Genomic DNA, 9,503 nt, shown 5'->3' with positions numbered 1-9,503 from the left:
CTTGGTGTTTTGACTCCGTATGAAAAACATGAAATGTATCTAGCCGCATAAAAACTGCCAGCAGCCCCATTCTGCAGGGCTACTGGCAGAGAAAATATTTTTTTCTTATTTCATTGTCCACTTGACGGGTAGCGGTTCATTGTGTGACCAGCCTTTTTGTCGCCTATTTAGGTTCGGTTTTCTCTGGGGCAGGTTTGGGTGCGGGTACGGATAACGATGTTGCATTTGTAGCCGTTAGGGGCAAGCCGTAAAAGAGTGCCCGATAACTCAAACGGTCTATTTTAACAGCAGGATTGGCGTAAGTGCTTGTCAGGTAGTTAGCGAATACAGGGTCTTTATACCAGGCATAAGCCAATTCATAAAGGTCGGCAGCTTGAAATTTTGGTTGTTGATCTGAGGGCTCTGCTATTGTTAGTGGGGCTGTAAACATAGTTCTAAACTTAGGGTGAGACGTTAAATCGTAGCTAAACCGGGGAGCAATTTCGGCTACTGCTGAGAGTGCAGACAGAGCAGAGTAGTGGTTACCAAGAGGGGCTTCTGACCATAAGCCAGTAGTGAGCACACCTTTGTCAACTTGGTCTTTAAAGCCGAGTGGTCCTTCTATAGCCGCCTTATACCATACTGGGTTATCAATAGCAAAGCCTAACATTGCACTGGCCGCGTTTTCCCAAGTACGGTTCATGCTGATTTTGTCCGTTTTTTGAGCTTGAATAATGGAGTATAGGGGGAGGAGGAGTTCTTTTTCAATTGTTTGCTGTTCCTCAACTGTCAGGGCGGGATATATTAGGTTATAGCCCCAGGCGATATTAGTGGCAAATTGAGTTTCATCCAGCACCTGCCAAAATAAATGACCATGATCATCTTTGGTGTTGGGATTTTTGTATTCAGACCAGTTTTTAGCGTATTGAAGCAGTATATCCCGGCCAGCAACTGCGTATTTATTGTCGCCTGTTAGAGCATACGTTAGCCCCAGATCTTTGGTCGCACGGCTATTTTTCATATGTACGTAAAAGCGTTGGGCGGCATCCAGTTTTTCGCCGAAGTACTGTTTATTGTCTACCGGACAGCGGTAGGCACCTGTTTTTTCATCATAGCTCAGCAAGACGCCTTGATTAGGACAGAGGTAATCTTGCGCTAAACCACCGTACTCTTTAGGAATTTTAGCAGGTTGGGCTACGGCCCTATCGGCTTGACGCGTTAGGAGCAACAGCGCTTTTTTTGCATCAAGGTCTGTTTGAGCCTTTGTTTTAACAGTATCTATCTGCTCAGCAGTTAAAAATGAAACATAGGCTTGACCAGAAGACGGTAAGCTAACAAACGTCAGATAACATAAGATACAGAGTATGAAACGGAACATAGAAAACCTCCTATATTACTTCGGATAATGTATATATTTCTCAAAATCAGGTAAAAATCCTGCTTTAATAGAAAACGTACATTTAGCTGCATTTGTGTAAGAAACAGAATATAGAGAGATACATATGTATTTTAATAAAATACAATTTTAATCATATTTCGCGAAAATTTCTTACTAACAATTATTGACATGGTAATTTTATACAGATTATAATTAATAGATATTACTTTTGTATACTGTGCACAAGTTAGGATTCCGAATCATGACTAAGTTAGGAGGTGCCAAGAGAATAAAGCTATAGTTTTCAATCTAAATTAGGTTATTTAGCAATTATCTATTCTATTATTCGGCTTTACAAGACATTGAAAAAGTAAATAAGATGGAGTGGTACTTATGCGTAACTTTCGCTGGTGGCTAGCTGTTCTCATGTTTCTTGTCAGTTTTATTTCTTATATGGATCGGGTAAATCTTTCTGTTGCTACGCCTGATATTATGAAAGAGTTTGGCTTTAATAAAATGGATATGGGTTTTTTGCAAACCATGTTCTTTTTGGGGTATGCCCTTATGCAGATACCGGGCGGTATCATGAGCGAATATTTTGGTCATCGTCGCGTAGTTACAATTGCGGTAACCTGGTGGTCGGCATTTACAGCGCTTACGGCCACTAGTTCTAGCTTCACAACGTTCGCTATTGTACGCGGTTTGTTTGGTTTGGGGGAGGGACCAGTATTCCCTGCTTTCAATAACTTTGTCTACCGTTGGTTTAATAAAAATGAAAAAGCCACTGCCGCATCCTTTATGCTTGGTGGTGCTTTCGTCGGTCCGGTATTTGGTCCTGGGATAACGGTAGCGCTTATGCTCGCTTTTGGCTGGCGGTCGGTATTTATTATCTTTGGTGTGGCTGGTTTAGCACTAGCGACGTTATGGTATTTTTTTGCTGCAGAATCACCCCGCAATAGTAAGTTTGTTACCGCCAGTGAGCTTGACCATATCGAAAGTGGACGATGTGAGAGCGAGGAAAAGAGAGAAATTGCTCCTTGGCGGGATTTTATGTCATCTCCTCAGTTTTGGGCTATAGGTATCCAATACTTTATAACAGACTATATTATGTATGTATTTTTGGCTTGGCTGCCGTTATATTTGATGGAAGCGCAGAAGTTCTCACTGGCTAAGATGGGTATTGCAGCAGCCTTTCCCTGGGCGTTACTCTGTATCCTAACCTTTACCGCCGGTTTTGTTAGTGACAAAATGATTGCGGCCGGAGTGTCTAAACATAATGCGCGTACTTGGTTTGGGTCGATCGGACTGGTTGTCTGCTGTGTAACACTGTATTTTGGCGCCGTTGCCAAAGACCCGTGGATGAATGTCATGTGGCTTACCCTTTCCCTTGGATCACTTGGTTTTACGTTCAGTGCTTCCTGGGCAGCCTGTATTGACATTGGCGGCAAGTTTGCCGGTTCGGTGTCCGGATGGATGAATTTCTGGGGCAATATTGGTGGCGTGCTAGCACCTATTTGCACCGCATGGATTGCTACCAACTACGGCTGGCAGGCAGCGATCGTGACTACTGCTGTTTCGGCAGTTATCGGTGTTATAGCCTGGTTTATGGTTAAGCCTGATGTACCGATCGAAAGGCGTCAAAGCGGCACCACGCCTAGTGTTCCAGTAGTAAAGTAAGTAAATTGTTAATAAAAAGGTTTAATGAGTGTTGACATTATTTGATTTGCATAATATAATAATCAAGTAGCAAGTCAACATGACTCCGTAGCTCAGCTGGATAGAGCGTTTGACTACGAATCAAAAGGTCGCAGGTTCGAATCCTGCCGGGGTCGCCATAGGAATTTTTAAGGCCTTACGGCTTTCCGTAAAGCCTTTTTTGTGTTTTTATAGCAATTTGACAACAACCGTACAACAATGCGGCTGAAATTGCATTTTCTAAAAATCTAATAACCACAAGCCAGAAGAGGTTAGCCACAGCCAGAGAGGTTTCTTGCGGAAAGATGTTTAAATGAGCGGAGAAGACAGCAATGGGAAATGTTTTGATTCTCAATGAGCAGATAGGCTGTTATTTGAGGGAGATTTAAAGCTTACCTGACCGGATAATCGCATAAAGCAGCCAAATAAACATTACCATTGCAATTCCGAAGCCAATTTCTACAACAGGAATTTTCCACAACAAGGAGGATTGCCCGGCAAGATTTAAACTGACAATAATACTGGCCATAATAATACTAAACGCCAGCAGAATAATGCTGAAGGACAGTCGGTTACTAATCCTGTCTTGAGTTTTTAAAATATGTTCCACTTCTGGAAGAGTAATTTCTAAACGCAATCGCCCACGCCTGACAACAGAACTTAGTTCTTTAAAGTGCTGAGGAAAGCTAATGAAAAGCTCACCGAAGTCGCTAAGATTTTTCCACAGTTCCTTGGTTAGAGTTTTGGGATGCAGGCGTTCCATTAATAATTGTTTCCCGAATGGCTCGGCGACATCGAGAATACTTAAATGGGGGTCTAGTTTTTCAGCGACTCCCTCCATGGTAAGTAATGCCTTTCCTACTAATACCAGATCAGCAGGAATTTTTATTTTGTGCTTCAGAGCGACTGTAAAAATATGATTCACAGCTTCACCAAGACTTACTTGGCTTAACGGAACTCCGTAGTATTTTTCCTGTAATAGGTCGATATCGTCCCTGAGTTGAAGCCTGTTGACGTGATCGGGGACAATTCCCATGAGGGAAATCGTTTTGGCTAGATCGTCTGAATTTTGACGCATTAAACCGATTACTAGGGAAGACAGATGATATTTCATTTGGGGGCTGAGACGGCCAACCATCCCAAAATCCAGGAAAGCGATGATTTCTCCCGGCAACACTACCACATTTCCCGGGTGGGGGTCGCCGTGGAAGAACCCTGCCATAAAAATTTGCTGAAAAATCCCTTTGGCAAAGCGCTCCGCTAAACGAGAAAGGTTATAGCCCTGCAGCTCTAACTTTTCTCGTTCACTTATTTTTGTCCCCTCAATATATTCGGCCGTTAGTATCTTTTGGGTCGAATAATCGCAATATACTTGAGGGATATAAATTGTGGGATTATCTAGGAATTGTTTTGAAAATTTTTCGGCATTACGAGCTTCGCTCGTATAATCTAGTTCATTGCGGAGGGATTTTGTGAGCTCGTCAATCATATCCACAAGTTGATACGTTTCTGCCCAATGAAAGCGACGTTCGGCCAAGGTAGCCAGTTCACGAAGAATCTCTAAATCGGTTTCGATATTGGCAGCAATGCCAGGACGCTGAATTTTTACCGCAACTATTTCTCCTGTTTTTAACTCTGCCCGGTGGACTTGTCCGATTGAAGCAGCCGCCAGCGGCTCTGGATCAAATTGCTGAAAGATTTCTTCCCGTGCTGCCCCTAATTCTTCTTCCAATAAGGAACGTACCTCGGTAAAGGAAAAGCCCGGCACTTTATCCTGCAGTTTTTCTAATTCGCCAATAATCTCTGAGGGAAGAAGGTCCGGCCGTGTACTGGCAATCTGTCCTAGCTTAACATAGGTTGGGCCCAATTGTTGCAGAACCAGCCTGATTCGTTCACCTATGCCTCCGGTATTTTTTTCTGTAAATACCGGCCGGACACGTTGGTAATAGGGAACCTTCTGGATTAATTCCATTTCTTCCACAATATAGTCAAACCCTTGGCTTAGCAGCGCAGCTGCAATTTCACGATATCGGTTGATATGACGTACCCTCTTGCCAAACATGCATAATCCTCCCAACAAAAAACAGCGCTCTGTCGAGACCACTTCAAAATTTTATTTTGTAAATATACCCTCTAATGGCAGTGCATATACTGTCTTTTTTCGTCGTTATGGATTACTTGGATAAAGATTCTCTCTGTGAGTCATGTAAAGCCTAATAAAAATATACTCCCGAAGGAAGGACGCTTGTTGAAAAAAGTGGGATTAGCATTATATTTTTCTTCGGCCTTCAAACGACAGACAGGCACAGCGCCGTCAGAATACAAAAAAAATTACTCTCTAAATAATGATTGAGGGAATGAACGATGAAGCTGGCTGTTCTTTAGACCCGGACGGTTTTTTTCCTGTTCGCTTTAATAAGGCAGCAATTTTACGAAAGTCATATCAGCAATTTTTAGTAAAGCTAAATACTCAAACTCCCTTATTATTTGAGATAGAAGTAAATAATGAAATGGGGAATGTATGTGGTCAGGCTGGCGATGGCTTACTATGGCTTGCCAGCTGGGAAACGGGCATTGTGGCGCTGGAGCAGAAGTTTGTATAGAAGAGATGTGGATGGATGTAAAAAAACTATAATGGAGGTCAGATCATGAGAAAATTGATGGTATTGTTGCTAGCGGTTGTCATGGCGATCGTTAGCTTCGGGCTGGGCGGCTGCAGTAAGCAGCAGGCCGGGCCAACCGCCCAGCCAGCCAAGCAAGAGTCGGCAGCCGATCTCTTGGGCAAGGGGAAGAATCTTCCCGGTCTTACTTATGACTACGTCACAACCATGAATGAAACCCGGATGACCGGTAAGGTCTGGATGGCGGGCAAGAAGATGAAAACCGAGACAATGGAAGAGAAGCAGAAGATGATCGCCATTCTCGACGGTGAGGCCAACGTGGTATACAACTATATGCCGGAACAGAACATGATCATGAAGCTGGCCTTCGATCCGGGTATGGTGGCGAAGACACCGGATCAATACGGCGGCGAAGTGGATGCCGCAAAGGTCAAAGTGCTGGAGACGACAATGTATGACGGCGTCAGGTGCAAGGTGTTATTGGTGGAAGAAAAGCAAGGCCAGGCCCAGACCAAGATGTGGGTGCGGGAGGATTACGGCATTCCGCTGCGGGTGGAAGTGACCGAGACGGGCGGCGGTAAGCTGGTTATGGAATACAAAAACATGAAGATTGGCGCGCTGCCGGCAGATACATTCCAGCTCCCGGCAGGCGTGCCGGTTACAGACATGAGCGAAATGATGAAGCAAACGCCCAAGCAGCCATAAATGAAAATGTACGGTTGACTCAACTCACACTTTATCAGCCCTTGTCATACGTACCATTTGCGGTCAGCGCCTCCTCCAATAGTTTACTAGCGAAAAAAGCTATTCCCCCGTTACTTAAGCAGTGATGCCAGATGACGGGGGCAATAATCACTTTAACAACTCAATATAAAAGCCGAAGTGTGTCCAAATAAAGGTAATGAAGCCAGCAGATAAAGCCCACGCCAATAAGGGGTTATGATGATGTATCCATAGTAGCGGTACCATGACGCAGTTAAAAAGCAATGACCAAGCCAAAGACCACCCGTGGTCATATATAAATAAATCCAAATGCCACGCGCCCAATTCTATCAAGGTAAAGAATATAATCCATGCGAGTATGTAGTAAATTTTATGAGAAGATTTTTTGGGGAAGTTACTTAGATATAGTAAAACTTTTGCTGGAAACATTGTAAAAGTGGCAAACACGCCGTTTGCAGTATAACTGGTTGTGAATGGATCATTTGTAAGTAGCCATAGCTTATGATTGGCAGTAATAATGTCAACTAGAAGACTAATGGTAAACATAAATAGTATAGTCGGATAGTATTCCTTCCAGTTCCTCCAATTTGCCCATTTCCAGGCCGCTAGAACAAAAAAGAATGCTAATAATATTCGCATAATAAAATCCTTTCGAAACGAGTAGTTATCCTGACTATTATTCCCGAGCGAGAAAAAAGAATATGTGAGAATAAAACTATGTGTAATGGAAAGTGGAAAATGGCGTAATGGACGTTAATCAGGGATTGACAGAGAAATTTTTTTAAAGTAAAATTAAACCAATCGAAAGGAATGAACGTTCATTCCTTTCGGAAGTTATTTCAAGCTTACTGTTTGGAGAGCATAATGAAAGATAAACTACAAGACAAAAAGGCGGCTGCACTGCAAGCCACACTTGAACTAATATCTGAGCAGGGGTTTCACGGTACACCCATGTCGCAAATTGCTCAGCGGGCCAATATCGGCGTAGGAACGATTTACCGGTACTTCTCCGGTAAAGAGGACTTGATCAATGCCTTGTATATTGATGTCAAGTCTCGCCTCGCCCAGTATACCTTGCGAAATTATGCGGAGAGTAGGCCTGTTCAAGAAAGCTTTTTATTACTGTTACGCAATATTATTGATTACTTTCTGGAGAATCCCGCCGAATTGCTGTTTATAGAGCAGTATGCTAACTCTCCCCTGATTACCGCTGCAACTCGTGAGGAAGGGTTACGCACGTTTGAACCGGTCAATAATTTATTTAAGCGTGCCAGCGAATCAAATTTGCTGAAAGAGCTACCGATGGAAATGTTAAGCACACTTGCTTATGGAGCAACTATTTCACTTGTTAAACTTTGTCTGTTTGGTGGGGTTAAGCTCGATCAACCTACTCTCGATGCGGGAGTAAAGGCGATATGGGATGCAATAAAAAGGTAATATTGGATCTCTTTTTTTAAAAACACAGGAATGAATGTTCATTCCTGTGCTAAAAATAGTGCCATCAGCAACTATTTTTTTTGAATCAGCGCAATGCCCTAAGCAATATCCGATGCTGGTTTTCCAACCACGCATTCGAAAAAAAGGAGGATTATCTTGTTATACAGAAATTTTGGCAAAACGAATGAATTGGTATCCGTGCTGGGATTCGGCTGTATGCGACTGCCGCTTATTGGCAGCGATCCCACAAATATTGATGAGGAAAAGGCCATAAGTATGCTGCGGTATGCCATTGATGCAGGAGTAAATTATGTTGATACGGCATATCCGTATCACGGTACCGGATTTACACATGGTGGAGCAAGCGAGCCTTTTGTTGCCAAAGCCTTAAAAGACGGATACAGAGAGCGAGTAAAGTTAGCAACGAAACTTCCTAGCTGGTTGATTAAAACAAGAGCAGATATGGATAAATACCTAAATGAGCAATTGGCACGTCTGGAGACAGATTCAATTGATTTTTATTTAGTACATTCACTCAATGGCGGTACATGGCCTGTATTAAAAGAAGCTGGTATTAGCGAATTCTTAGATCAGGCGATCAAAGACGGTAGAATTAAATATGCGGGATTTTCTTTCCATGATCAGGCAGAACTGTTCAAAGAAATCGTAGATTATTATGATTGGTCGTTCTGCCAGATTCAATATAATTATTTAGATGAGGATTATCAGGCAGGTAAAGAAGGCTTAGAGTATGCAGCAAGCAAAGGTTTGGGGATTGCTATCATGGAACCTTTGCGCGGTGGTAATATTACCAATCTTCCTCAGGCAGCAATTGATATTTTAGACCAAGCAGAGGTAAAAAGAACACCGGCGGAATGGGCCCTGCGGTGGGTATGGAATCATTCGGAGGTATCTGTTGTATTAAGCGGTATGACGACCATGGAGCAGGTTGTAGAAAATGTAAAAGTGGCCCAGGCCGCACAGGCTCATTCACTCAACGCAAAAGAACTAGGATTAATTGATGCAGTTAAAAATGTTTTCCAAGAAAGAATAAAAGTGAATTGCACCGGTTGTTCATATTGCATGCCATGTCCTGCCGGGATAAATATTCCAACATGTTTTTCAATGTATAATGACCATTGGGTTTTTGACGGTACGCCGGCGGCAAAAGAACGTTATACGATTTTGTCGAAACTGGCAGCTCCCGCCTCCAAGTGTGTAGAATGTGGTAAATGCGAAAGTCATTGCCCGCAGGGCATTACAATCCGTGAAGAATTAAAGAACGTTACAGCTTTATTTGAATAAAACTACAATCTGATCGCTGGCGATTTTGAGCATAAATGCCGTTACGGTAAATTTATGCTCTATTTGTTTTCATTGGCCTCGGGGGTTCTGCTTATGAACCCTGAGGCGGAGGAATTCTCTATTTGGCAAGTGGCGGCGCACAGTATGATTAGCATGTTTTTTCTTAGGCAAGACTAAAAGTATTGACAGTTCATTACTTTTAGTTTTACAATATATACTATACGGGGGTATAGTAGGAGGAGCTATATGTTAGATGACAAGGAAAAGACAGATATCAAAAAAAGGCTGAGGCGAACCAGCGGACAAATCAACGGGATTGAAAAAATGATTGATGAGGGCCGCTACTGTGTAGATGTCCTGCAACA

At 42.8% G+C, this 9,503-nt stretch carries 9 protein-coding genes and 1 tRNA gene; 7 read left to right on the top strand and 3 right to left on the bottom strand.

What is annotated here, in order from left to right:
• Nucleotides 1-163: 163 nt before the first annotated feature.
• Nucleotides 164-1,357, bottom strand: coding sequence for an alginate lyase family protein (locus VN447_RS02475; RefSeq protein WP_325522465.1), 1,194 nt, complete (start codon nucleotides 1,355-1,357; stop codon nucleotides 164-166).
• Nucleotides 1,358-1,750: 393 nt separating this feature from the next.
• Between VN447_RS02475 and VN447_RS02470 the strand changes: the two genes are divergently transcribed.
• Together VN447_RS02470 and VN447_RS02465 are read left to right on the top strand one after the other, a co-directional pair.
• Nucleotides 1,751-3,034: an MFS transporter gene (locus VN447_RS02470; RefSeq protein ID WP_325522463.1), complete on the top strand. Its 1,284-nt coding sequence runs from the start codon at nucleotides 1,751-1,753 to the stop codon at nucleotides 3,032-3,034.
• An 81-nt stretch (nucleotides 3,035-3,115) separates the two neighbouring features.
• Nucleotides 3,116-3,192, top strand: a tRNA-Arg gene (locus VN447_RS02465).
• Nucleotides 3,193-3,437: 245 nt separating this feature from the next.
• On the opposite strand, the gene VN447_RS02460 is transcribed toward VN447_RS02465, so the two are convergent.
• Nucleotides 3,438-5,114, bottom strand: coding sequence for an AarF/ABC1/UbiB kinase family protein (locus VN447_RS02460; RefSeq protein ID WP_325522461.1), 1,677 nt, complete (start codon nucleotides 5,112-5,114; stop codon nucleotides 3,438-3,440).
• Between the two features lie 295 nt (nucleotides 5,115-5,409).
• Here VN447_RS02460 and VN447_RS02455 point away from each other — a divergent pair, with 295 nt between their 5' ends.
• Together VN447_RS02455 and VN447_RS02450 are read left to right on the top strand one after the other, a co-directional pair.
• Nucleotides 5,410-5,655, top strand: a complete 246-nt coding sequence (locus VN447_RS02455; RefSeq protein WP_325522459.1) for a hypothetical protein — start codon at nucleotides 5,410-5,412, stop codon at nucleotides 5,653-5,655.
• 45 nt (nucleotides 5,656-5,700) lie between these two features.
• Nucleotides 5,701-6,378: a hypothetical protein gene (locus VN447_RS02450; protein WP_325522457.1), complete on the top strand. Its 678-nt coding sequence runs from the start codon at nucleotides 5,701-5,703 to the stop codon at nucleotides 6,376-6,378.
• 147 nt (nucleotides 6,379-6,525) lie between these two features.
• Here the strand turns inward: VN447_RS02450 and VN447_RS23215 are convergent, their stop codons facing one another.
• Nucleotides 6,526-7,035, bottom strand: a complete 510-nt coding sequence (locus tag VN447_RS23215) for a CBO0543 family protein (RefSeq protein WP_414714867.1) — start codon at nucleotides 7,033-7,035, stop codon at nucleotides 6,526-6,528.
• Between the two features lie 225 nt (nucleotides 7,036-7,260).
• On the opposite strand from VN447_RS23215, the gene VN447_RS02445 reads away from it, so the two are divergent.
• The 3 genes from VN447_RS02445 to VN447_RS02435 all read left to right on the top strand — a co-directional run.
• Entirely contained in the window at nucleotides 7,261-7,833 is a 573-nt protein-coding gene (locus tag VN447_RS02445; protein WP_325522455.1) for a TetR/AcrR family transcriptional regulator, read from the top strand.
• A gap of 153 nt (nucleotides 7,834-7,986) precedes the next feature.
• The gene (locus VN447_RS02440; RefSeq protein WP_325522469.1) at nucleotides 7,987-9,138 is read left to right on the top strand and encodes an aldo/keto reductase; all 1,152 of its coding nucleotides are present in this window, start codon (nucleotides 7,987-7,989) and stop codon (nucleotides 9,136-9,138) included.
• A 246-nt stretch (nucleotides 9,139-9,384) separates the two neighbouring features.
• Nucleotides 9,385-9,503 (top strand): metal-sensitive transcriptional regulator (locus VN447_RS02435; RefSeq protein WP_325522467.1); only part of this gene is annotated, 119 nt, incomplete at its 3' end.

This window comes from Sporomusa sp., from assembly GCF_035561155.1.
In the GTDB taxonomy this organism is placed as follows: Bacteria; Bacillota; Negativicutes; order Sporomusales; family Sporomusaceae; genus Sporomusa.
The sequence above is the reverse complement of the archived record's forward strand: the minus strand, read 5'-3'. Positions and strand labels throughout refer to the sequence as shown.